Consider the following 22,442-nt stretch of genomic DNA (forward strand, 5'->3'; position numbering starts at 1 on the left):
TTCACTCCCTGGGCCGGGCCGGCGTGTACCGGGTGGTCCCGCCGGTCGTCCCGGCCGCCAGCCCCAGGTACAGGGCGGCCAGTTCGAACCGCAGCGCGAGCACGGCCGCGCAGGCGGTCGTGTCCGCGGTGATCTCCTCGGCCGGCGTGATCAGGTCCGCGTCGGGCAGCATGTCGGCGGCGAGGCGGCGCATCGGGTCGGCCGGCAGGGCGCTGACCGCCAGCAGGAACGTCCGCAGCGGCGAGGCCGCGGACGGCTCCAGGTCGTCCGGGTCGGCGAAGATGTCCGTGCCGGCGGCGGCCTGCGTGGCCGCGCGGTGCAGCGCGGTGCGGCTCGCGGCCTGCTGGTAGGGGGCCACGTCGCTCACGATGCCGGCGTGGGTGGCGAGCATCTGCGCGGCGTGCAGGCCGACACCGGTCGCCACGTCGTCCAGGCCCCACAGCAGCGGGGTCCGCTCGGCGAGCCGCAACGCCAGCGCCTTGGCGGGGTTCACGAACGACTCGTGCTGCATGTGGCCACGCTCGGCCTCGCGGTCCAGCTCGTCGGCGACCATGTCGAGGTCGGTGCGCAGCAGTCCGAGGGTGGTGGCGGTGATCAGCCCGGCGGCGAGCGCGCGGGGGAAGCCGAACCCGGGTGGCACCGGGACCCGCGGCGTGATCAGCACGGACTTTCCCGCGGCCGCGGCGGCGACCGGGCCGTCCTCCGGCGCGGTCAGCACGACGCCCGTGCCGTAGCGGCCCGCGCGGTCGACGGACTCGGCCAGCTCGATGTCGCCCGGGTCGTCGGTGTGCGCGACCAGCACGTCCAGTGCGCCGAGCCAGGGCGGCGCGGTGTCGGTCACCACGACCGGGATCGGGCAGGCACGGCCGAGCAGCGCCATCAGGAGCTTGGCCGCGCCGGGACCGAGGCCGGGGCGGGTGAGCAGCACGAGCGCGCGGGGCACCTGGCCGGCGAGCCGCTGGATGCCGGCCTCGCGGGCCACCTCCAACGTGGCCCGCACCTGCGCGCCGGCGCGGGCGGACGCGGGCAGCAGGCCGTCGACGTCCACGTCGGTCAGCCGGCCGAGGTCGTCGAGCAGGGTGTCGTCGACCGCCGCGCTCACGGCCGCGCCTCGCCCTCTCCTCGCGGGCTCCGAGCGGACGGGGGCCGGTGGTTCGCTCCGCTCACTCCTCCGCACTCTCCTTCCGCGGCTCTGTCGCCTCGTCCAACAGCAGTACCGGAATACCGTCCTCGACGCGGAACTGCCGGCCGCATGACGTACACGTCAGCACGTCCGCGTCGGGGTCGGTCGGCGTGCCGGGGTGCAGCGGCGCGTGGTCGTCGGACGGGCAGGCGAGGATCTCGAGGAGCCTCGGGTCGAGCTGGACGGCCATGTCCCCTCCCAGGGTCGGTATAGCTCCGCTCGGTCAGGCGCGGACGATCGCCAGCACCTCGTCGCGGATGGCGGCGACGGCGGCGGCGTCCGGCGCCTCGATGTTCAGTCGTAGCAGGGGTTCGGTGTTGGACGGGCGGATGTTGAACCAGCCCCCGGACGGCAGCTCGACCGTGAGGCCGTCCAGCTCGTCCGTGCTCACCCCTTCGCGGGCGGCGAACGCCTCCTTGACCGCCGCCATCCGGCCGGCCTGGTCGTCGACGGTCGAGTTGATCTCGCCGGACGCGGCGTAGCGGGTGTACGCGCTGGTCAGCTTGGACAGTGGCCGGACGTCCTCGCCGAGCGCGGCGAGGACGTGCAGCGCGGCCAGCATGCCGGTGTCGGCTCGCCAGAAGTCGCGGAAGTAGTAGTGGGCGGAGTGCTCCCCGCCGAAGATCGCGTTCGTCCTCGCCATCTCGGCCTTGATGAACGAGTGGCCGACGCGGGTGCGGACCGGCTTGCCGCCGTGCTCGGCGACGATCTCCGGCACGCCCTTGGACGTGATCAGGTTGTGGATGACCGTGCCGCCGGGGTCCTTCTTCAGCTCGCGGACCGCGACCAGCGCGGCGACGGTGCTCGGCGGGACCGGCTCGCCGCGCTCGTCGACCACGAAGCAGCGGTCGGCGTCGCCGTCGAACGCCACGCCGGCGTCCGCGCCGACCTCGCGGACCTTGGCCTGCAGGTCGACGATGTTCTTCGGGTCGAGCGGGTTGGCCTCGTGGTTGGGGAAACTGCCGTCCAGCTCGAAGTACATCGGGACGATGTCGATCGGCAGGCCCTCGAACATGGCCGGGACGGTGTGGCCGCCCATGCCGTTGCCGGCGTCCACGACGACCTTGAGCGGCCGGGACTTCGAGAGGTCGACCAGCTTGTGCAGGTAGGCGACGTACTCGGTGAGCATGTCGCGGGTCTCGAGCCTGCCCGGGGTCCTGCCCTCCGACGGCGGGGTGCCGGCCTCGACCTCCCGCTGGATGTCGGTCAGGCCGGTGTCCTGGCCGACCGGGGCGGCGCCGGCGCGGCAGAGCTTGATGCCGTTGTACTTGGCCGGGTTGTGGCTGGCGGTGAACATGGCGCCCGGCAGGTTGAGGTGGCCGGAGGCGAAGTACAGCATGTCCGTGCTGGCCAGGCCGATCATGATGACGTCGACGCCCTCGCGGTTGGCGCCCTCGGCGAAGGCGGCGGCGAGGCCGGGCGACGAGGCCCGCATGTCGTGGCCGATCACGATCGCGTTCTCGGTCACCTGACGGGCGAAGGCCGCGCCGATGTCGCGGACGAGGTCCGCGTCGAGCTGGTCGCCGACGACGCCGCGGATGTCGTAGGCCTTGAAGACGCCGGACAGGTCACGCACCAGGTGCTCCCCGAGTGGTCAGCGGATTTGCCTCCGCGAGCCTACCGGCGGCGCCGTCAAGCCGGGGTAGGAGCTACCGGTGCGCCTACCCGGAGTTACCCCGCACTGGTGACGGCCCTACTCCGCCACGGGGTTCGGCAGGACACGCAGGTGACCGCGGCGGCCCGTCGTGGACGTGCCGGGGGCGGGCTCCGGCGGCGGCTCGATCGGGCGATCCGGCCGGCCGGCCTCACGGACCGCCTCGGCCAGCGCGGTCAGGTCGTCGACCGTGGGCTCGGGGGCGGCGAACTCGCCGTCGTGCCGGACGACCTCCCAGCCCCGGGGGACCGTCAGGCGCAGCGCATGCTCCTCGCACAGGTCGTAGCTGTGCGGTTCGGAGTAGGTGGCCAGCGGCCCGACGACGGCGGTCGACTCGGCGTAGGCGTAGGTCAGGGTCGCGACGGCCGGGCTTCCGCAGCCGGTCCGCGAACACTTCCGCACGCTCCGCACGAACGTGGACGATAGCGCGTCGTGGGGAAAATAGCCCCTCGCCACACCGTGGTCGTGTCGGCGCTCGATACCCTCAGGTCTGTGACCTCGACACGTGGCCGACTCTCGCGCCGGCGGCGCCCCAACCGGGACCGCCACGGCCGTGGGCTGCGCGGGTCGCTGTACCCGTCGACCCTGCCGGCCGCGTCGACCCGCGCGGAGCGGTTCGACGCGCTCGTGCTGGCCGCACTGGAGCCGATCGAGGCCCGCTGGCGCACGGAGCTGACGAAGCTGGACGTCGCCGTCGACGACGTCCCCGACGTCCGCGGCGACGACGACACGATCGCGACGGAAGGCACCCTCACGGACGCCGGAGTGCCGCTGGCGCGGCTGGTTCCGGCGGGCATGGACCGCCGCGGACTGCCGACGAAGGCACGGATCGTCCTGTTCCGCCGCCCACTGGAGGCCCGCGCCCGCGACGGAGCCGACCTGGCGGACCTCGTCCACCACGTCCTGGTCGACCAGGTGGCCAACTACCTGGGCGTAGACCCCAACATCATCGACGGCGACACCTGACCCTTCCGCGAGTCCCGCGTTCAGACACACTGAGTCCCGCGTTCGGACATAGCGAACTGTGGGTTCGTGCATACCGAACCGTGGGTTCGTGCAGATCATGGCCCGGGGGGCGGGGCGTGTGCACGAAACCGCAACTCGGTGTGCGCGAACACGGGACTCGATGTGCATGAACGCGGGACTCGCGGTGTGCATGAACACGGGACTCGCTATGGGTGAATGCGGGACTCGCGGGGGTGTGGGCGGCGGGTTGGGATGGCGGTCAGGGCGATGAAGAGGACCATTGCGGCCTGGGTGAGGAGTAGGACGCTGCGTAGGGCCGTGGGCTGGTCGACCTGGACGTTTGCCGCGCGCGTTGGTAGGGACACCGCTACCAGGTGGTTCCAGGCGCGGACGATCGGGACCTGTTGACCGTCGATCGTCGCTGTCCAGCCTGGTTCCTCCTCCGCGGCGATCACCAGGAGGCGGCCGGACGGTCCGTCCGACACCCGGACCGCCACGGACGGTGGTGACGCCTCGACCGGGACGATCCCGCCGGTGCCCAGCTCGACCGACGGCTCGCCGCCGGTCACCGCTCGCCTGGCCTGTTCGGGGGACAGCAGCGTCACCGCTCCCGCGGCCGGTTGCAGGCGCAGCACAGGGCGGCCGTCGGAGGTCGGCGGCGCGTCCGCCACCAGGTCGCCTGCCGACGCCCGCAGTGACGCCGCCTCGGCACGCGTCGGTACCACCACGAACAGCACGCCCGCCGACGCCGCCTGCGCGACTCCCGCCTTCGGGTCCGAGCGCAGCACGTCCGCCAGTGCGCGCATGCTCACGGCGTCGTTCACCGGGGCCAGGTCGTCGTCGCCGAACGTGGGCAGCCGGCCGGCGGTCATCCTCGGCTCAGCCGACTCCCCGCCAGACCCCTCGCCCGACTCCCCGCCAGACCCCTCGCCCGGCTGCCCGCCAGACCGCTCGGCCGACACCCCGCTCGCTCGCTTCGCGAGCTGGGGTGACGGGAGGATCAGGACCCATCGGCCCGAGTCCGCCAGTTCGCGAGACAGGGTTGTCGCGAGGTGTGGGACGTCGTTGGTCAGGGGGCCCGTGCGGCCCGCGACCAGGGCGCCGAGCGCCAGCCCCAGCACGCCGAGCACCCCGAGCGCCGCCGCCGGGCGCACCCACGAGATCGCCGGCCCACCCGTCCGGCACACGCCCAGCAGCGCGTGCAGCAGCCCCCAACCGCCCAGCACCAGCCCGGGGCCTGCCCAGCCGTACATCGGCAGCGCGCCCGTGATCGGCGTCGCACCCATCAGCCGTACCAGCGCGACCGCGCACCCGCCGGTCACCGCGAGGGCGAGCCCGGGGAACGCCGTCCGCCTCGGCCGTACGGCGATGGCGACCAGCGCGAACCCGACGACCACCAACCCGACCACCGGCCAGGCGCCCGGGCCGCCGGGATCGAGCGACACCAGGTCGAACAGCGACGCGGCGGGCGTCGGCACGTACGCGCCCACCCCGTGGAGCACCACACCCGGATGCTGGATCAGCACCGCGGGCCACGGCAGCAGCAGCGCCAGCGGCATCAGCACCACCACGAACAGCGCCGCCACCCGCCGCCCGCCGGTCCCCCGGTAGCCCGGCAGCACCACGAAACCGGCCAGCGCGTACGCCACCAGCAGCAGGTGCACCAGCGGCGAGAACGCCCCGATCACGGCCAGCCCGAACGCCGACGACGCCGCCGTCGACAGCCATGCCGCCGAGGTCGTCCGCGACCTGCCCAGCAGCGCGATGATGCCCGTGGTCACCGGTGGCACGAGCAGGTGCGCGACCACCGTGTCCAGCCGCCCCTGCGCGACGGCCGCTGTCGCGGGCGGCAGCAGCGCGTACGCGGCGGCCACGAGTGCCCGCACCCACCGGTGCACGGGCAGCCGCCGCGTCGCCACGTACGCCAGCAGCCCGGACAGCGGCATGCTCCCCAGCAGCAACACCGCCACGGCCGCCTGCGGCCCGCCGAGTACCGCACCCAGCCCGCCGACGATCGCGAGCGCGGCCGGCGCGGGCGCGGCCGTTCCGCCGGCCACCGGGTGCCACGTCTCTAGGTACGACGACCACACGGTCACCAGGTCGGGCACGGGCAGCAGCCGGCCGCCGGTGAGGTCGAACCCGAGCCGTCCGGCGTTGACGTACAGCGCGACCGCGAGCAGCCCCAGGAACAGCAGCACCGGCGGCGCGAGGAAGACCTGCCGCGCGAGCCGGGCCCGGTCCACCGCCACGACCATCAGCTCCGCCGGGGACGACGGCGCGGACCCGTCCCGCGGCACCGGCGACGGCCTGCGGTGCGGCGACGGCCGCAGTCCCTGCGGCGGCACGGCGTCCGGCACGGCGAGCGCCACGGCCACCGACGTCGCCGGCTGTCGCAGGCCGGCCGGCCGCCGCGGCCGGCCGTGGGCGCCGGCCGGCAGCGCGGTGGGCCCGACCGGCAGCCGGACCTCCCCGGCGAGCTCGGCCACGAGCCCCGACGACGGGACGACGAGCGCATCCGGCAGCCGGCCCAGCGCCGCGTCGGCCTGTAACCTCCGCCGCACGATGTGGGCGACCGCCGCGCGGACCCCGTTGCGCAGCCGGGTGAGCCGGGAGGTGAACAGCCCACGCACGCCGCGGACCTCGACGCTGGCGCGGCGCAGTGTCCGCCCCTCCAGCAGTCCGGCGCGACCGCTCATCAGATACGCCACCGCGCTGAGCTCGGCGCGGGCCTCGACGAGCCGGCGCTGCATGCCGAAGCCGAACGCGCGCACGAGTGAGAGCAGCACGAGCCGCGGCACACCGACCACAAAGGACAGCAGCGCGCAGTTCACCAGGAACGTGCGCATGCCCTGCGCACGCTCGACCGACGCCGTGGACGCGCGTGGCGCGTCGACCTGGCGCTGGCGGGTGACCACCGCACGCGCGTGGCGCATCCGGGCCGCCGGCACGGACAGCACCACGCTGCCCGACCGGTTCGCGCGCCAGCCGAAGTCGATGTCCTCACGCAGCAACGTGATCGCGGGGTCGAAACCGCCGAGCTTCTCCCACAGCTCGCGCCGCACCAGCATCCCCGCCGACGGCACGGCGAGCACCTCGGTGCTCTGCTCGTAGTCCCGCCCGAGCCGCGACCAGTCCACTTCGGACGGCCCGAGCCCGGTCTGCCGGTGCCCCGAGGCGTCCGTGGACAGCCCGGCCTCGACCACGAGCCGGGAGTCGTCCCAGTCCAGCGCGAACGGGCCGAGCACGCCGGCCGACGGCGACGCGTCGGCCGCCGACAGCAACGTGGCGAGGCACTCGGGGCCGGGCGCGCAGTCGTCGTGCAGCACCCAGATCCAGCCGCCGGGATCGCCCCAGCGCTCGATGGCCGCGGACACCGCCTCCTGGACGGCGGCCGCGAACCCGGTGTCCCGTTCGAGGGTGAGCACGCCGTCGAGCACGCGGTCCTCGCCACGCGCGGCGTCGCTCAGCAGCCCCGGCGTGTCGTCGGTGGAACCGGTGTCGACGGCGAGCACGTGCCGAGGCCTCGGCGCGGACCGCCGTAACGCGGCCAGCGCCTCCGGCAGCCACTCCTCGCCGTCATGGCACACGAGCACCGCGAGCACTGGCGCGGTGCGCAGTACCGGGGCGGCCCCTCGAGAGCCGTAGCGAGGCATTCGCACAAGATGCCACGTACGGCTCGAACAGTGTGGAATGGGTCGCCGCGCACCTCAGCCGGCCGGTGGCCGGCTCAATCGCCGCGCTCCCGCGTGCCTCACCCCGCGCGTTTCTTCAGCTTGCGCCGCTCCCTCTCGGACAGGCCGCCCCAGATGCCGAAGCGCTCGTCGTGCCCGAGTGCGTACTCGAGGCACTCCGCCCGGACCTCACAGCCCTGGCAGATTCGCTTCGCCTCCCTGGTCGAGCCGCCCTTCTCCGGGAAGAACGCCTCGGGGTCGGTCTGCGCGCACAGGGCACGCTCCTGCCACTCCTGCTCCTCGGTTTCGTCGAGAAGCTCAGCGAGCACGCCGAACTCCCCGAACGGGCGCTCCCCCCACTCCACGACGCCACCACTCCCACTGGTCAGATCGTTCAGTTCGATTCCCTGCATGCCCGTCCGCCTCCTCGCCTTTCGCGCTCCCCGGGTTGGCGGACACCACCCACCACTACTCCACTCGTGGCGAATGACATCGATGTGATTACACCCGTGTAGTCGCGGCGCGTCAAGCGATGCACCCGGCTGGGTGATGCCCTATGGGGCAGAACGAAATACCTGGACGGGACCGCGCAATATCAGGAAAATGACGCACCCGCACGGCGAGCACACAGCCAACGTTGACACACTGTGTGCGTGCAGAGATCAGCGGTCCGGCCGTCGCCCGTGTTCCTCGCCATGCTCGCCGTCGCCGTCGGTGGCGGGGTCATCACCGTGTTCAGCGACGCCGTCCCGTACTTCGAGATGCCCGACGTGGCGGCCATGGCCGGCACGTTCCTGTTGGTGCTCGCCGGTTGGGGCGTGTCGCTGTGCCTGCACGAGTTCGGCCACGCGATCGTCGCGTACCGGGGCGGGGACCGCGAGGTCTACTTCAAGGGTTACCTCACCCTCGACCCGCGCAAGTACACCGATCCCGTCTTCAGCCTGGTGTTCCCATTGCTGATCTTGGCGGTGGGCGGGATTCCGCTGCCGGGCGGCGCGGTGTTCATCAACCACTACTCGCTGCGCAACAAGCGGGTCGAGTCGATGGTGTCGCTCGCGGGTCCGTTCTTCAACCTGCTGCTCGGTTTCCTGCTGATGCTGTCGGTCTCGCTGTTCGACCCGACCTTCTGGCTCGCGTCCGCGCTGTCGTACCTCGCGCTGCTGCAGATCTTCGCGTTCGTGTTGAACATCCTGCCGATCCCCGGCCTCGACGGCTGGGGCGCGATCGAGCCGTGGCTCTCGCCGGAGGCACAGCGGTTCGGCGCGAAGGCGCGGCCGTGGGCGCCGCTGATCCTCTTCGTGGCCATCTTCGCCATCCCGCAGGTCGGCCGCGCGTTCAGCGACGTCTCCTTCAACATCTACGACACCATCGGTGGCAACGGCGAGTTCGCGGGCTGGGGCTCGACGGCGTTCCAGTTCTGGCGTTAGTGCACCATGGTCTGGTGAAGGTTGTGGTGCTGGTTGGCGGGGTCGGTGGCGCGCGGTTCCTCCAGGGGGTGAAGCACGCGCTCGGGCCGGGGCACGAGATCACGGCGATCGTGAACACCGGTGACGACGTGTGGCTGCACGGCCTGCGGATCTGCCCGGACCTGGACACCTGCATGTACACGCTCGGCGGCGGCATCGACACCGAACGCGGGTGGGGCCGGACCGGCGAGACGTGGACGGTGAAGGACGAGCTGGCCGCCTACGACGCCGGCTCGGAGTGGTTCGGGCTCGGCGACAAGGACATCGCGACGCATCTGGTCCGGACCCGCATGCTCCGTGCCGGATACCCGTTGTCGCAGGTCACCGAGGCCCTGTGCGCGCGATGGCAGCCCGGGGTCACGCTGCTGCCGATGAGCGACGACCGGGTCGAGACGCACGTGGTGATCGACGACCCGGACACCGGCGAGCGTGCGGCCGTGCACTTCCAGGAGTGGTGGATCAGGCACCGGGCCGCGCTGCCGGCGCACTCCATCGTGCCGGTCGGCGCCGAGGAGGCCACGCCAGGACCGGGTGTGCTCGACGTCATCGCGTCGGCGGACGTGATCCTGGTCGCGCCGTCCAACCCGGTGGTGAGCGTCGGCACGATCCTGGCGGTGCCGGGCCTGCGGACCGCGCTGGTCAAGGCCGACGCGAAGATCGTCGGTGTTTCCCCGATCGTGAACGACAAGCCGGTGCGCGGCATGGCCGACGCGTGCCTGACCGCGATCGGCGTGGCGACGACCGCCGAGGCCGTCGGGCGGCACTACGGCTCGCGGGCCTCGGCGGAGGGCCTGCTGGACGGCTGGCTCGTGCACACCGGCGACCCGGCGTCGGTGCCGGACGTGGCGGTGCGCGCGGTGCCGCTGCTGATGTCCGATGTGGACGCCACGGCCGCGATGGTTCGGGAAGCGTTCGATGTCGCGGGAGTCGTCTCGTGAGCGGAGCTCGCGGAGCGAACCATGGGCACCACGACCGGCGACCGCTCTCTCGGAGCCTGCGAGGAGAGAGCGAGGCGCGGTCGTGAGTGATCACTCCGCCGAGGGCAGGATCGAGATCCTGCCGGTCGAGGGACTTCCCGAGTTCCGGCCCGGTGACGATCTTTCCGGCGCCATCGCCGACGCCGCCCGCTGGTTGCGATCGGGTGACATCGTGGTGGTCACGAGCAAGGTCGTGTCCAAAGTGGAAGGCCGGCTCGTCCGCGTGCCGGCCGATCCCGAGGAGCGCGACCGGATCCGCCGGCGACTGGTGTTCGACGAGTCGGTGCGGATCATCGCCCGCCGCATGCGGACGCTGATCACGGAGAACCACCTCGGCATCGTGCAGGCGGCCTCGGGCGTCGACGCGTCGAACGTGGCCGGCGACGAGCTGGCGCTGCTGCCGGCCGACCCGGACGCGTCGGCGATGGCGCTGCGGTGGGGCCTGCGGGACCGGCTGGGCGTCGAGGTGGCGGTGGTCGTCACCGACACGATGGGCCGCGCCTGGCGGGTCGGGCAGACGGACGTGGCGATCGGCTCGTCGGGCCTGCGGGTGCTGCACGGCTACCGCGGCGAGATCGACCGGTACGGCAACGAGCTGACGGTGACGGAGATCGCGGTGGCCGACGAGGTGGCCGGTGCCGCGGACCTGGTGAAGGGCAAGCTGGGCGCGACGCCGGTGGCGGTGGTCCGCGGGCTGGCGATCGGCGACTCCGACTCGCGGGCGCGGGACCTGGTCCGCCCGGTGGACGAGGACCTGTTCCGCCTCGGCACGGAGGAGGCGATCGCGCTCGGCCGCCGGGACGCGGCACTGCCGCCGGTGCCGGTCCGGTCGTTCACCGAGGAGCCGGTCGCCGAGGAGTCGCTGCGGCAGGCGGTCGCCGTGCTGGGCCCGGTGCCGGTTCGGGTCGTCCACCTGGCCGACCGGACGCGTCGCAAGGGTGTGCTGGACGACCTGGCGGTGGAGGAGCTGTACGCGGCCCCGGAGGTCCTGCTGGTGTTCGCGACGGACCTGTTCGCGGCGGGCGGGGCCGTGCAGCGGCTGCTGGTGGCACTGGCCGCCGAGGGACTGGGGACGCACTGGGTGCCGGCGTCCGGGCTGCCGGAGCTGGTGGGCGCCGTGGCGGTCGGTCACCCGGCGTCGCCGCCGCGGCCCGGCGAGGCCGTCGAGGAGCGCCTGGAGACGTGGTGACCCTGCACGAGGACACGTACGCGACGCTCGCCCGGTGGCGGCCGTCCACGCCTGCGCAGCGCTCGCTGCGCGAGGCGTTCCTGGGCTTCCTGGCCGCCCGTCCGGACGCGTGCCAGCGGTCGTGTGAGCCCGGGCACATCACGGCATCGGCGGTGGTGCTGTCGGCGTCCGGCTCGGAGGTGCTGCTGACGCTGCACCCACGCGTCGGCGCGTGGCTACAGCTGGGTGGCCACTGTGAGCCCTCGGACGCGACGCTGGCGGGCGCGGCGCTGCGTGAGGCGACGGAGGAGTCCGGCATCGAGGGCCTGACGATCGCCCCGGAGCCGGTGCATGTGGACGTCCACCCGATCACGTGCTCGCTGGGCGTGCCGACCAGGCACTTCGACGTGCGTTTCGTGGTCCGCGCCCCAGCCGGCGCGGACCCGGTGCGCAGCGCGGAGTCCCTGGACCTGCGGTGGTGGCCGGTGGACGCGCCCCCCGAGCACCCGAACGGCTGGACGGGTCTCTCGGAGATGCTGGCGGCCGCCCGCTAGCGCGCTACTTCGGCTCCAGCACGAACACGGGGATCTGGCGGTCGGTCTTCGTCTGGTACTCGGCGTAGGAGGGGAAGGTCGCGACGGCGCGCTCCCACCATTGCGCCCGCTCGTCGCCGTCCACCTCGCGGGCGACGTAGTCCTTCGTCACGGTCCCGTCCTGCAGCGAGAACTCGGGGTGCGCCTTGATGTTGTGGTACCAGGTGGGGTGCTCCGGGGCGCCGCCCTTGGAGGCGACGACGGCGTACCGGCCCTCGTGCTCCACCCGCATGACCGGGGTGTAGCGGAGCAGGCCGCTCTTCGCGCCACGCAGCGTCAGCAGCACGATCGGCCTGCCGCGCACGAGGATGCCCTCGGTGGTCCCGGTCTCGAGGATCTGCTTGGTCTGGTCCTGCACCCATTCGGTCGGGCTCAGCTCTACATCAGGCATGTCCACGATCAACATCGGCGGATCGGGCCGCATTCCCGGCGCAGTTCCCGGCGTCACAGGTCCCGGTAGTCGCGGGCGGCGTAGCGCGGGCCGTAGCGGGGCTTGCCAGGGCCGCCGGCCTCGATGTAGCGGACCACGCGGTGGCGGTGCGGCGCGTACGGGGCCAGCACCTCCAGCATGCCGTTGTCGTCGACCTTGCGGCCCAGCAGCGCGTACCCGACCAGGCCCGGGATGTGGAAGTCGCCGACGCTGACCGCGTCCGGGTCGCCCCAGGCGCGCTGGGCGATCTCCGCGGCGGTCCAGAACCCGATGCCGGGAACCTTGCGCAGCAGGTCACGGCCCGCCCGGCCACGCAGCTCCACGGCCTTCTCCAGCCGGTGGGCGACCTGCGCGGCATGCACGATCGCCTTGCGTCTTGCCAGGTCCACCCCCGCTTTGTGCCACTCCCAGTCCCGGATGCCCAGGACCGCGTCCGGCGTCGGCGCCGCGCACATGCCCGCCGGCGCCGGCCCCGGCGCGGGGGTGCCGAACCGCCGGCACAGCTCACGCCACGAGCGGTGCGCCTCGTAGCCGGTCACCTTCTGTTCGAGCACGGCCGCGACCAGCTGGTCCCAGACCCGCCCGGTGGCCCCGAGCCGTAGCGACATGCGCCGGTGCAGGTCCCTGATCAGCTGGTGCCGGGGCTCGAAGCCGGTGTCGTCGTCATCGGCGCCGAGAAGCCGGGGGACGCCGTCCAGCAGGACCTGCGCGCCGTCGCCCCAGGCGGAGGCCCGGACCTCGCCGCCGGCCACACGCAGCGCCAGGGTGCCCACGCCCTGTTGGGTGTTGGCGACCAGCCAGGTCAGACCTGTCCCGGTGACGCGGATGGTGGGGTCGCCGGTCCCGTGCCACAGCGGGGCGAGCACCGAACGCAGGTCCAGCGCGTAGTCCGGCCGCCAGTCGCGCTGTGGAGATGCCCGCACGGGGGATGACGCTACCCCGTTATGCTGCTTGACTTGTTGACCCAGGGAAGGAGTTCGACGATGACGACCCCCGCGCGACCGGCCAGGGCCTCGATCGTGAGCGGGTACTTCAACCCCCTCCACCACGGTCACCTCGACATGTTCGAGGCCGCCGCGGAGCGGTCCGGGTACCTGATCGTCATCGTCAACAACGACCGGCAGCAGATGCTGAAGAAGGGCCGGGTCATCCAGGTCGAGGAGATCCGGGCCAGGATCGTCCGCGCGCTGCGGTGCGTGGACGACGTGTACGTCGCGGTCGAGGACGGCCCCGGGATCAGCGAGTCGTTCGACGTCATCCGGGCCGCGTACCCGGACACGGTGCTGGAGTTCTGCAACGGCGGCGACCGCAAGAACGTCGACGACCTGCCGGCGGACGAGCTGGCGGCGGCCCAGCGCAACGAGATCACGCTGCTGTACGGCATCGGCGGCACGGACAAGGCCGACTCCAGCACACGCATCATGGCGGACCTCGAGGCCAAGTAGGACCACCCTTTGTCACCTGTCACCTCCTCGGTGACAGAAGATCACCGTGCCCAGGTGTGATTTCCCGGTTCTTCGCTGACGTGGAGCCAATAAAGGAATACCCTGGTCTCCATCTATCTACGACGCGGACTAGGGAGAGGTCGACGCATGGACCCCCGTGATCGGGCCGACGCCATCCTGGCCCGGGCCCGTGCGCGAGGCGCCTTCGTGGTGACTCCGGAGAGCGCCGTATCGCCGATGGACGCGGCGAGCACCCTGCAGATTCCGCGTGCCGTGGTGGCGGCGGCGGACGACGCCGAGAAGACGATGGTCGTGCCCGCCGTGTCTCGGGACGAGTTGCCCGCCATCGCGCAGGAGGCTCTGACGGATGTCGTGGCGGTGCCGCATCCGGGGCCACGGTCGCGGATGCGGCGGTTGGAGCAGCACCAGAGTATGTTGGCGGCGCAGGCCGCGGCTCGTGCGGCTGAGCCCGAGTATGTGGACGGGTTGGTTCCCACGTTGAAGGAGCCGCCTGCTGGGGAGTCTCTTTCGCGCCGTCTCGAAGGCTGAGCTTTCGGGCTGCTGCGGTTCCCGGGGGGCCGGGTGGGGCCGGGGGCGGGGTGTGTGGAGGGGTTGGCAAATGGGGTGGGTTGTTCTCTTGGCTTGAGGCCGATTGTGGTTGCAGGGGTTCGGGGTTGCGGTGGTTCTCGGTCGCGGTGGTTCTCGGTTGCGGTGGCTCCGGTTGCCTGGTCCGCGTGGTTGGTGGTCTAACCAGTTGTTGCTTTTCTGGCTCGCTTTCCCCGTTCCAGGCCTTCGTTCACTCCTCGTCGGGCTTCTTTCGCGTCTCCGCCTTCAGCCTCATTGCCAGGCCTGCCTTGATGCCGGCACGTACCGGAGCCCACTTCAGGCCCTGGTGGCGGTCCGCGATGTACCGGTAGGCGCTCTCGTGGTGTGCGGCCAGCATTCGGTCCGACGACCGTGCCGTCGAGTGGCCCTGGATGTGGACGACCTCCGCCGAGGGCACGTACACGTTCAGCCAGCCCGCTCTGGCCAGCCGGTCGCCGAGGTCCACGTCCTCGAAGTACATGAAGTACCGCGAGTCGAACCCGTCGACCGAGTCGAAGGCCGCGCGTCGCATCAACAGGCAGGAGCCCGAGAGCCAGCCCGCCTCGCGTTCCTCCACCGACGTCTCGGACTGCTTGTATGCCTTCGTCCACGGGTTCTCGCGCCATACGCGGCCGACCACGGCGTGGCCGATTCCCTTGCCGAGGGACGGGGTCAGGCGCGCCGACGGGTACACCGCGCCGGACGGCTCGCGGATCAGGGGGCCGAACGCGCCGCCGCGGGGCCAGCGTTCCGCCGCCGCCAGCAACGTGTCCAGGGATCCCGGGCCCAGCTCGAGGTCGGGGTTGGCCACCACGATCCAGCCGTACTCGTCCCCCAGCGTCGCCACGCCGCGGTTCGCCGCCGTGCCGTAGCCGAGGTTGCCGCCGGTGTGCAGCAAGGTCACGTTCGGCCGCTCAGCCGCCTTCTCCGGCGCCCCGTCGACCGACCCGTTGTCGGCCAGGACCACCGTGTACGACCGTGACGTGGCCTTCTCCAGTGTGTCCAGGCACCGCTCGAGCGTCTCGCCCGGCGAGTACGTCACGATGACTACCGCCAACTCCTGGCCATATTCCACAGCCAAGCATTCTGCCCGTCAGCGTCGCCGCCGGTGCGCCCGGTAGGCCTTGTCGTACGCCGCCCGGTGTGCCTCCGCGCTCGTGAGCCAGGAGAACTCCTTGGCGCGGCGCTGTGCCGCGGCCGCCAGGCTGGACCGCGACGCGGGGTCGTCCAGCAGGTCTACCAGGGCCGCCGCGATGTCGCCCGCGCCGACGCCGCAGTACGCGACGGCGTCGCCGCCCACCTCCGGCAGGGCCAGGCGGCGGGTGGTCAGCACGCACGCGCCACACGCCATGGCCTCCAGGACCGGCAGACCGAAGCCCTCGCCGAGCGACGGGTACGCCACGAGCGCGGAACCGCCCAGGAAGCCCGCCAGGGACTCGAACGGGAGGTAGCCGGCTCTGATGACCCGCAGGCGGTGGGGCACGTCGTCCAAGGCGCGCTCGACCTGGCGGTCCCAGCCCGGCTGGCCGGCCAGCACCAGCGCCGGCGGGTTCTCCCGGCCGCGGCACGCCGCCGCGAAGCCCCTGATCAGCGCCGGCACGTTCTTGCGGGGCTCCAGCGCCCCCAGGAACGCCACATACGGGGTGTCCGGGCCGAGTCCCACCAGCCTGCGGGCGGCCGAGACCTCCTCGTGGGTCGGCAGGTGGAACCGGTCGTTGTCCACGCCGTGCTGGATGATCTCCAGGCGCGTCGGGCTCGTGCCGGTCACCCGTGCCAGCTCGGCGGCCGTGGCCGCCGACGGCACCACGCACAGGGAGGCCCTGACCAGCGCGGTTCTGGTCCAGGCGCGGAAGAACCTGGCCTTGATCGAGTGGTGCAGAACGGCGTCGGTGAAGAACGTCGCGTCGTGCAGGGTGACCACCGACGCCGCAGGGTTCGCCAGTGGGGTCGTGTAGTGCGGCGAGTGCAGCACGTCCACGCCGAGGCGGCGGACCAGCCTCGGCAACGTGGTCTGCTCCCAGGTCAGCCTCGCCGTGCGGGTCGCGTTCGAGTCCGACGTCGAGACTATGCGGGAGTGCGGCGCCAGCCGCCCGTATAAGTCCACGTCGCGTGGCTGGCACACGACGGTGATCGGCGCACCGTCCGAGTCGAGGGCGTACACGAGGGAGTCCACGTACCGGCCGACGCCGCCCCGGTCCGCCGGCACGGCGGTAGCGTCGATCAGGACACGAGGTTCTGGCACGAGTAGCAGACTACGACTTCACCACCGTGCGCTATCACGACTGGGTGAAAAACTGACCGACCTGTTGTTCAGCGGGTGTTGGCCAGGTCGAAAAACCGCACGTGCAGACGCCAGAGTTCGCTCGCGGCGTGCTCCCAGCTGAACTGCGCGGCCCGCAGCCTGCCCTGCGCGACCCGCTCGGCCGTCGTGGCCGACTCGCTCACCGCCTCGTGCAGCGCGTGCGCCAGGGTGTCGGCGTCGCCGCGGGGGACGATCAGGCCGGTGCCGCCGGCGACCTCCACCAGCGACGGGACGTCGGAGTGCACGACCGGCGTGCCGACGGCCATGGCCTCCAGCACCGGCAGGCCGAAGCCCTCCGCGCGGCTGGGCACCGCCAGGACCGCCGCGCGCCGCAGCACCGCGGACAGGTTCTCGTCGTCGATGCGGCCGAGGACGTGCAGCCGCCCGGCCGGGAAGCCGTGCTCGGCGGCCAGCTCGACCAGGTCGACGCCGCCCCATCCGCGCGGGCCGGCGACCACGAGCGGCAGGTCCGGCGCATGCCGCCTGGCCATGGCGCGGACCAGCACGTCGAGGCCCTTGCGTGGCTCGACCGTGCCGACGGCGAGGACGTAGGTCTCGGGGAGCCGCAGCCGGCCGGTCCGCAGCGCGGCCTCGTTCGGGTCCATGGGCTGGCGGAACAGGTCCGGCACACCGTGCGGGACGACCGCGATGGGCGCCGGGCCCGGGGCGTACTTCTGGAGCTCCTCCGCGACGGCGACGGTCGGCACGACGACCGCGTTGGCGCGGGCGGTCGCGCGCCGGATGGCCGTCTGGTGCCAGGCGGCGCCGCGGCGGGTGAGGGTCTCGGGGTGGGTGAACGGGACCGTGTCGTGCACGGTGACGACCAGGCAGCGGCCCCGCTTGGGCGCGGGCGGGGCGAACGGGGTCGGCGCGTGGACGGCGTCGCCACCGGGCCAGAAGTGCACGCCGTGCTCCCAGAGCGCGGTGAGCCCGCGGCGGGGCAGCGGCAGGGCGCGGGGTCCGGCGACGTCGGCCACGACGGCGGGCTGAAGATCACGGTGCGTGGCCGTCACCCCGGCCACGGTCCACCCGGGCGGGGCCGCGGCCGCCATCGCGGGGAGCAGCTCGCGGGTGTAGCGCCCGGTCCCTCCGGGAACGGGCGCGAGGAGCTGCTCGGTGAGCACGACGAGCTCTGGCACGGCCTCAGGGTACGGTTTCGCACCGTGACCGCCCCGTTGACACGCAGCACCATCGTGGTCGTCACGTGGCGGGGCAAGGGCCACGTCGGCGCCTGCCTGGACGCGGTGGCGACCCAGACCCGGCCGCATCGCCTGGTGGTGATCGACAACGCGTCGGACGACGGGACCGCCGAGATCCTCGCCCGGCACCCGTCCGCGCCTTCGGTGCGGCGCCTGCCGGTCAACGCCGGCTACGCGGGCGCCCTCGCCGAGGTGGCGGTGGACACGGAGTTCACGGCCTGGCTGAACGACGACGCCGAGCCCGCCCCGGACTGGCTGGCGCGGCTGGAGGAAGCGCTCGACCAGCACGAGGAGGCGGCAGCGGCGGCGTCGCGGATGGTGGGCCTGGACGGCTCGGTGATCTCGGTGGGCGTCGGCCTGACCGCCGACGGCCACGGCGTGGACCTGACCTCGGCGGCCGCGCCACCGTTCGGCTTCTGCGGCGGCGCGGCACTCCTGCGGACTGCGGCGCTGCGGGAGGCGGGCGGTGTGCCGGCCCGCTTCTTCTGCTACTACGAGGACACCGACACCGCGTGGCGGCTGCGGTTGACCGGCCGCACGGTCGTGTCGGTGCCGGACGCGGTCGTGACGCACCGGCACGGCGCCAGCACCCGTCCTGGGTCCCGCCAGTTCCACCTGTGGAACGAACGGAACCGCCTGGCCATGCTCATCCGCTGCGCCCCGGCGGCGACGGCCGCCCGCGAGGTGACGAGGTTCGCCGCGATCACCGCCCTGCTCCCCCTCCGCCGCGCTCTCAACCAGCGCCAACCCGCCCCTGTCCCCAACCCGTCGCCGGCCGGTCCGGAATTGTCGGTGCCCTCCGCTAGCGTGGAAACCGGGGGGCCCCCGGCGCGCGAAAGGGACTTTCGCTCGGGTTCGGTGGGTGAACCTGTTGCCGGTGGACGTCCGCGACCCCGAAACCGTCGGTGGCTCCCGGTAACGTGGAAACCGGGGGGCCCCCGGACGGGCGAGAGGGACTTTCGTTCGAGTTCGGTGGGGCAGCCCGCGGTTCCCTGGAACTTCAGCACTGGCCTACGCCTTCAGGTGCTCCGCGAGCTTCTTCGCACGCTCGGCCCCCTTCTCCGTGAGCGGAGAACCATCTCCCGGGTGGCGAACGTCCCCCGGACGGTGGTGTGGCGTCGGTCAAGATCGACGAACTCGCCCAGTTGACCGGCCGTCACATGGTGTGATGGTGCAGTCTTGAACTACCGCACGAACCCCGAGGAGCGCGTGTGCCCGATCCGGCGCTGTGTCCCGTCGTCTCGGTCGTCGTGGTGAACTACCGCGGCGCCGACGACACCGTCACCTGCCTGCGCGCGCTGCGCGAGCAGCTCGACTACCCCGCTGACCGGCTCGAACTGGTCTGTGTGGACAACGCGTCGGGTGACGGCGGCGCCGAGAGGATCAGGGCGGCGGGGTTCGACGTCGTCGAGTCGCCCGTCAACCTCGGCTTCGCCGGCGGGTGCAACCTCGGCGTCCAGCACGCGACCGGCACCGTCCTCGCCTTCCTCAACAACGACGCCCGGCCCGGCGCGGACTGGGTCACCTCGGCCGTCGAGGTCCTGCGGACGGAGCCGACCGTCGGCGCCGTCGCCAGCAAGGTGCTCGACTGGGACGGCCACAACATCGACTTCGTCGACGCTGGCCTCACCTGGTTCGGCATGGGCTACAAGCGCCACGCCGGCCAGCCCGACGACGGCACCCACGAGCAGGCCCGCGACGTCCTCTTCGCGACCGGCTCGGCCATGTTCGTCCGGACGGACGTGTTCAAGGCGCTCGGCGGGTTCGACGAGCGCTTCTTCATGTTCTACGAGGACGTCGACCTCGGCTGGCGGCTGAACCTCCGCGGCTGGCGCGTCCGGTACGAGCCACGCTCGGTCGCCTACCACCGCCACCACGCCTCGATCGCCAAGGTGGACGGCGCGGACAACGCGAAGGAGCTGTTCCTGCTGGAACGCAACGCGCTGGCCGCCCTGTACAAGAACGTCTCGGACGCCACGCTCGCGAAGGCGCTCCCCGCGGCGCTCGCGCTGGCCGTCCGCAGGGCCACCGCCCGCGGCGACCTCGACCCGAAGCAGCTGGAGATCGGCCGGCCGGACACCGGGCCCACCGTGGACATCCCACGCACGACGCTCGCCGGGATCCTCGCCATCGACCAGTTCGTCGAGCTGCTGCCGCGGCTCGCCGCCTCCCGCGAGGTCGAGCAGCAGGCCAGGGTGCGCACCGACGCGGACCTGATCCCGCTGATGCGCAAGGCGATGGAGCCCGCCTACCCGCTGCCCCGCTACCTCGCCGCGCACGACGTGCTGGTCGACGTGTTCGGCCTGGAGGAGGCGTTCGGCGCACGCCGCAGGATCCTCGTGCTGACCGGCGACGCGCTGACCGAGCGCATGGCCGGCCCCGCGATCCGCGCGTGGAACATGGCCGACGTGCTCGCCGCCGAGCACGAGGTCCGGCTGGTCACCGTGAACCCCCTGTGCGCGCCGCCGGAGGCACCGTTCACCGTCGCGAAGGCGAGGCAGCGCGAGCTGACCCCGCACGTCGACTGGGCGGACGTCATCGTCCTGCAGGGACACGCGCTGGAACTGGTGCCGGAGCTGAAGAAGGCGAGCTCCACCAAGATCGTGGTCTGCGACATGTACGACCCGATGCACCTGGAGTTGTTGGAGCAGGGCAAGGACGAGACCGACGAGCAGCGCGAGCTGGACCTGATCGGCGTCACGAAGGTACTGAACGCGCAGCTGGACCGCGGCGACTTCTTCCTGTGCGCGTCCGAGCGGCAGCGGCACTTCTGGCTCGGCCACCTGACCGCACTGGGCCGGCTGACGCCTTCCCTGTACGACAACGATCCGACGGTCAAGTCACTGCTGGCGGTCGCGCCGTTCGGCCTGCCAGGCAAGCCGCCGCAGAAGACCGGCTCACCGCTGCGCGGCCGGCTGGTGGCCAACACGGACAAGGTGATCATCTGGGCCGGCGGCGTGTACAGCTGGTTCGACCCGCTGACGCTGCTGCACGCGGTGGATCGCCTGCGCCGCAAGTACGACAACGCGCGGCTGGTCTTCCTCGGCATGAAGCACCCGAACCCCGAGGTGCCCGAGATGGACATCGGGGCGCGGACACGGGCGCTGTCCGAGCAGCTCGGCCTGACGAACCGGCACGTGTTCTTCAACGAGACCTGGGTGCCGTACGCGGAGCGGCAGAACTGGCTGCTGGAGTCGGACTGCGGCGTCACGACGCACTACGAGCACGTGGAGACGACGTTCGCGTTCCGCACCAGGGTGCTGGACTACCTGTGGACCGGGCTGCCGATCGTGACCACGGACGGCGACTCGTTCGCCGACCTGGTGCGCACCGAGGGTCTTGGCGTGGTGGTGCCGCCGGAGGACCCGGACCGGCTGGCCGACGCACTGGAGAACGTGTTGTACGAGCAGGAGTTCGCGGCGGCGGCACGCGAGCGGATCGCGGTCGTGCGCGAGCGTTTCACGTGGGAGACCGCACTGGCCCCGCTGGTCTCGTTCTGCCGCAACCCGTCCCCGGCCGCCGACCGCCTGCCCGGCACGGCGCCGCTGGTCCGCAGGCCGCCGCTCGGCATGTCGGGCACGCTCCGCCGGGACCTGGACCTGATGAAGTCCTACCTGGACGCCGGCGGCCCCGCGGAGCTGACGAAGCGGGCCGCGGGAAGAGTACGCAGACTGGCCGCGGAACGCTGGCAGACAAGGAAAGGCCAGCAGGATGGCTAGCAGGACGAGGGTATTGCTGGACGGAACTCCGTTGCTGGGCGCACGAACCGGGATCGGCCGGTACACCGCGGCACTGGCCGAGGAGCTGGCGTCGATGTCCGAGGTGGACATCCGCGCGGTGGCGTTCACGTTGCGGGGCTGGCGAAAGCTACGCCGAGTGCTGCCGCACGGCACGAGGTCCCGCGGCATGCCGGTGTCCGCACGCCTGCTGCGGCGCTGTTGGCTACGCGCGCCGTTCCCGCCGATCGAGCTGTTCGCCGGCTTCACCGACGTCGTGCACGGCACCAACTTCGTGCTGCCACCGTCGATCCGCGCGGCGGGCGTGCTGACGATCCACGACCTGGCGTTCCTGGACTCGCCGAGCGACCTGCCGCCGTCGGACGAGCAGCTGCCGGAGCTGGTGGCCCGCTCGGCGGAGCGCGCGGACATCGTGTGCACGCCGACGAGAGCGGTGGCGGACGTGGTGGCCGATCGCCTCGGCCTGCCGACGGAGAAGATCTTCGTGACCCCGCTGGGGATCGACCTGGCATGGTTCACGGCCCGGCCCCCGAGCGAGGCGTTGCGACGGCGGGTGGGCCTGCCGAAGGAGTACCTGCTGTTCGTCGGCGCGGCCGGCCCGCGCAAGGCGCTGGACTGGCTGCTGAAGGCGCACGCCAACACACCGGACCTGCCGCCGCTGGTACTGGCGGGCCCCGGCCACAGTGGAAACGACGACTCGGTGAAGTCGATCGGCTATCTGTCCGATGTGGACCTGCGGAGCGTGGTGGCCGGCGCGTCGGCACTGGTACTGCCTTCCCGCGACGAGGGTTTCGGCCTGCCGGTACTGGAAGCCCTCGCATGCGACGTGCCGGTGGTGTGCTCGGACCTGCCGGCCCTGCGCGAGGTCGCCGGCGGCCACGCGACACTGGTGCCGTTCGGCGAGGTGGAGGCGATGGGCGCGGCCCTGACCGAGGCCCTGGCCACGACCGTCGACGCCCCCACGCTCGCCGCCCGCCGCACGTACGCGGCCGGCTTCACCTGGCGCCGCACGGCTGAGCTGACGGTGGAGGCCTACCGCCGCGCGATGGCCTGACCCAGCCGGTCA

At 72.4% G+C, this 22,442-nt stretch carries 20 protein-coding genes and 1 pseudogene; 10 read left to right on the forward strand and 11 right to left on the reverse strand.

All coding sequences use genetic code 11. The features are described from left to right. Position 1: 1 nt before the first annotated feature. The 4 genes from VET29_RS19725 to VET29_RS19740 all read right to left on the reverse strand — a co-directional run bounded on the left by VET29_RS19725 (position 2) and on the right by VET29_RS19740 (position 3,248). A complete protein-coding gene (locus tag VET29_RS19725; RefSeq protein WP_324922472.1) occupies positions 2 to 1,102 on the reverse strand; it encodes a hypothetical protein in 1,101 nt (366 codons plus the stop codon). A gap of 61 nt (positions 1,103 to 1,163) precedes the next feature. After that, a complete protein-coding gene (locus VET29_RS19730; protein ID WP_324922474.1) occupies positions 1,164 to 1,373 on the reverse strand; it encodes a Trm112 family protein in 210 nt (69 codons plus the stop codon). 33 nt (positions 1,374 to 1,406) lie between these two features. Further along, positions 1,407 to 2,759 carry a phosphomannomutase/phosphoglucomutase gene (locus VET29_RS19735; protein ID WP_324922476.1) on the reverse strand — a complete coding sequence of 451 codons (1,353 nt, stop codon included), beginning with the start codon at positions 2,757 to 2,759 and terminating at the stop codon, positions 1,407 to 1,409. Positions 2,760 to 2,876: 117 nt separating this feature from the next. Continuing rightward, positions 2,877 to 3,248 carry a DUF3499 domain-containing protein gene (locus VET29_RS19740; protein WP_324922477.1) on the reverse strand — a complete coding sequence of 124 codons (372 nt, stop codon included), beginning with the start codon at positions 3,246 to 3,248 and terminating at the stop codon, positions 2,877 to 2,879. 81 nt (positions 3,249 to 3,329) lie between these two features. Between VET29_RS19740 and VET29_RS19745 the strand changes: the two genes are divergently transcribed. Next, a complete protein-coding gene (locus VET29_RS19745; protein ID WP_324922479.1) occupies positions 3,330 to 3,803 on the forward strand; it encodes a metallopeptidase family protein in 474 nt (157 codons plus the stop codon). Between the two features lie 206 nt (positions 3,804 to 4,009). On the opposite strand, the gene VET29_RS19750 is transcribed toward VET29_RS19745, so the two are convergent. After that, a complete protein-coding gene (locus VET29_RS19750) occupies positions 4,010 to 7,456 on the reverse strand; it encodes a glycosyltransferase (RefSeq protein ID WP_324922481.1) in 3,447 nt (1,148 codons plus the stop codon). Between the two features lie 98 nt (positions 7,457 to 7,554). After that, positions 7,555 to 7,887, reverse strand: a complete 333-nt coding sequence (locus VET29_RS19755; RefSeq protein ID WP_324922483.1) for a WhiB family transcriptional regulator — start codon at positions 7,885 to 7,887, stop codon at positions 7,555 to 7,557. 240 nt (positions 7,888 to 8,127) lie between these two features. On the opposite strand from VET29_RS19755, the gene VET29_RS19760 reads away from it, so the two are divergent. The 4 genes from VET29_RS19760 to VET29_RS19775 all read left to right on the forward strand — a co-directional run bounded on the left by VET29_RS19760 (position 8,128) and on the right by VET29_RS19775 (position 11,639). Further along, positions 8,128 to 8,901 (forward strand): site-2 protease family protein, encoded by a 774-nt coding sequence (locus tag VET29_RS19760; protein ID WP_324922485.1) that lies wholly within the window; start codon positions 8,128 to 8,130, stop codon positions 8,899 to 8,901. A 14-nt stretch (positions 8,902 to 8,915) separates the two neighbouring features. Continuing rightward, complete coding sequence (cofD, locus tag VET29_RS19765; RefSeq protein WP_324922487.1) at positions 8,916 to 9,878, forward strand: 2-phospho-L-lactate transferase; 963 nt, start codon at positions 8,916 to 8,918, stop codon at positions 9,876 to 9,878. Between the two features lie 82 nt (positions 9,879 to 9,960). Then, positions 9,961 to 11,106: a coenzyme F420-0:L-glutamate ligase gene (locus VET29_RS19770; RefSeq protein WP_324922489.1), complete on the forward strand. Its 1,146-nt coding sequence runs from the start codon at positions 9,961 to 9,963 to the stop codon at positions 11,104 to 11,106. After that, positions 11,103 to 11,639, forward strand: a complete 537-nt coding sequence (locus tag VET29_RS19775) for an NUDIX hydrolase (RefSeq protein ID WP_324922657.1) — start codon at positions 11,103 to 11,105, stop codon at positions 11,637 to 11,639. The genes VET29_RS19770 and VET29_RS19775 overlap by 4 nt, the downstream gene beginning before the upstream one ends. A 4-nt stretch (positions 11,640 to 11,643) precedes the next feature. On the opposite strand, the gene VET29_RS19780 is transcribed toward VET29_RS19775, so the two are convergent. Further along, positions 11,644 to 12,069 (reverse strand): nitroreductase family deazaflavin-dependent oxidoreductase, encoded by a 426-nt coding sequence (locus VET29_RS19780; protein WP_324922491.1) that lies wholly within the window; start codon positions 12,067 to 12,069, stop codon positions 11,644 to 11,646. A 53-nt stretch (positions 12,070 to 12,122) separates the two neighbouring features. Then, positions 12,123 to 13,031, reverse strand: a complete 909-nt coding sequence (locus VET29_RS19785) for a DNA-3-methyladenine glycosylase 2 family protein (protein WP_324922495.1) — start codon at positions 13,029 to 13,031, stop codon at positions 12,123 to 12,125. 60 nt (positions 13,032 to 13,091) lie between these two features. On the opposite strand from VET29_RS19785, the gene VET29_RS19790 reads away from it, so the two are divergent. Together VET29_RS19790 and VET29_RS19795 are read left to right on the forward strand one after the other, a co-directional pair. Continuing rightward, positions 13,092 to 13,553: an adenylyltransferase/cytidyltransferase family protein gene (locus VET29_RS19790; RefSeq protein ID WP_324922497.1), complete on the forward strand. Its 462-nt coding sequence runs from the start codon at positions 13,092 to 13,094 to the stop codon at positions 13,551 to 13,553. 147 nt (positions 13,554 to 13,700) lie between these two features. Continuing rightward, positions 13,701 to 14,102: a hypothetical protein gene (locus VET29_RS19795; RefSeq protein ID WP_324922500.1), complete on the forward strand. Its 402-nt coding sequence runs from the start codon at positions 13,701 to 13,703 to the stop codon at positions 14,100 to 14,102. 247 nt (positions 14,103 to 14,349) lie between these two features. On the opposite strand, the gene VET29_RS19800 is transcribed toward VET29_RS19795, so the two are convergent. The 3 genes from VET29_RS19800 to VET29_RS19810 form a co-directional block, all read right to left on the reverse strand. Next, positions 14,350 to 15,219: a glycosyltransferase family 2 protein gene (locus tag VET29_RS19800; RefSeq protein ID WP_324922504.1), complete on the reverse strand. Its 870-nt coding sequence runs from the start codon at positions 15,217 to 15,219 to the stop codon at positions 14,350 to 14,352. 12 nt (positions 15,220 to 15,231) lie between these two features. Continuing rightward, a complete protein-coding gene (locus tag VET29_RS19805; protein ID WP_324922508.1) occupies positions 15,232 to 16,380 on the reverse strand; it encodes a glycosyltransferase family 1 protein in 1,149 nt (382 codons plus the stop codon). A 68-nt stretch (positions 16,381 to 16,448) separates the two neighbouring features. Beyond that, a complete protein-coding gene (locus VET29_RS19810) occupies positions 16,449 to 17,579 on the reverse strand; it encodes a glycosyltransferase family 1 protein (protein WP_324922511.1) in 1,131 nt (376 codons plus the stop codon). Between the two features lie 36 nt (positions 17,580 to 17,615). On the opposite strand from VET29_RS19810, the pseudogene VET29_RS19815 reads away from it, so the two are divergent. From VET29_RS19815 to VET29_RS19825, 3 genes and pseudogenes are all read left to right on the forward strand, one after another. Continuing rightward, a pseudogene (locus tag VET29_RS19815) lies at positions 17,616 to 18,368 on the forward strand (glycosyltransferase family 2 protein); the annotation flags it as partial. Positions 18,369 to 18,850: 482 nt separating this feature from the next. Next, positions 18,851 to 21,358 (forward strand): glycosyltransferase, encoded by a 2,508-nt coding sequence (locus VET29_RS19820; protein ID WP_324922513.1) that lies wholly within the window; start codon positions 18,851 to 18,853, stop codon positions 21,356 to 21,358. After that, positions 21,351 to 22,430 (forward strand): glycosyltransferase family 1 protein, encoded by a 1,080-nt coding sequence (locus VET29_RS19825; RefSeq protein WP_324922516.1) that lies wholly within the window; start codon positions 21,351 to 21,353, stop codon positions 22,428 to 22,430. Before VET29_RS19820 ends, VET29_RS19825 begins: the two co-directional genes overlap by 8 nt. Positions 22,431 to 22,442: the final 12 nt, after the last annotated feature.

The sequence above is a fragment of the Actinophytocola sp. genome, from assembly GCF_035634895.1.
Classification (GTDB): Bacteria; Actinomycetota; Actinomycetes; order Mycobacteriales; family Pseudonocardiaceae; genus Actinophytocola.